The organism is Vibrio sp. 1249-1 (assembly GCF_033340495.1).
Map to the genome: position 1 here is coordinate 1 of NZ_JAWOWJ010000689.1, position 642 is coordinate 642.

Consider the following 642-nt stretch of genomic DNA (forward strand, 5'->3'; position numbering starts at 1 on the left):
GCCGTGTATCGATAGGGTGTCGTTTGCGAAATATCACCCTCATCAAGACATGCTCAAATCTTTCGCCGAAAGTGAATTTGATACTTGGTGCTTGGCCCATCATGAGGCGCCGTTTAGAAAGCTCCACAACCTTACTATCTCCGCTGAAAAAGCAATACCACGTATTGTCGATGATCTTCACGACATCAATCATTGTTCCCGCATACAAACCCTGCTTAAAGAAGGCTATCAGTCATCAGTCGCGATTCCTTGCTATGACAACAAAGCCTTTACCGGGTTTGTCTTTTTAAATTCTGTCCAGCCCCAAGCTTTTAAGCTTGAAGCATTGAATGGACTTAAGCCTTATTTTGAGATGGTTCAATTTGCTGTTGAGTCTGAGGATCATGTCGTCCATGCCATCGAAACGCTTGCCGATCGAATGCAGGGTATGATGCCGAGTTATTCGCCAGAATATTATGCCCATACTAAACGGATGAAATATTACAGCCAGTTAATCGCCACACAACTCGCGGATCATCATCATTTCAATGACGAAACGGTTGAGCATATTGGTACGTTTGCGCAGTTTCATGCATTGAGCGATATTCAACTGCCGATAGAAATAGCCTGTAGTAGAATACGTTACACGAGAGAGCAGGAGGC

At 44.2% G+C, this 642-nt stretch carries 1 pseudogene; it reads left to right on the forward strand.

From position 1 onward, the window contains the following. Positions 1-642, forward strand: a pseudogene (locus tag R7Z50_RS28375) (c-di-GMP phosphodiesterase); the annotation flags it as partial.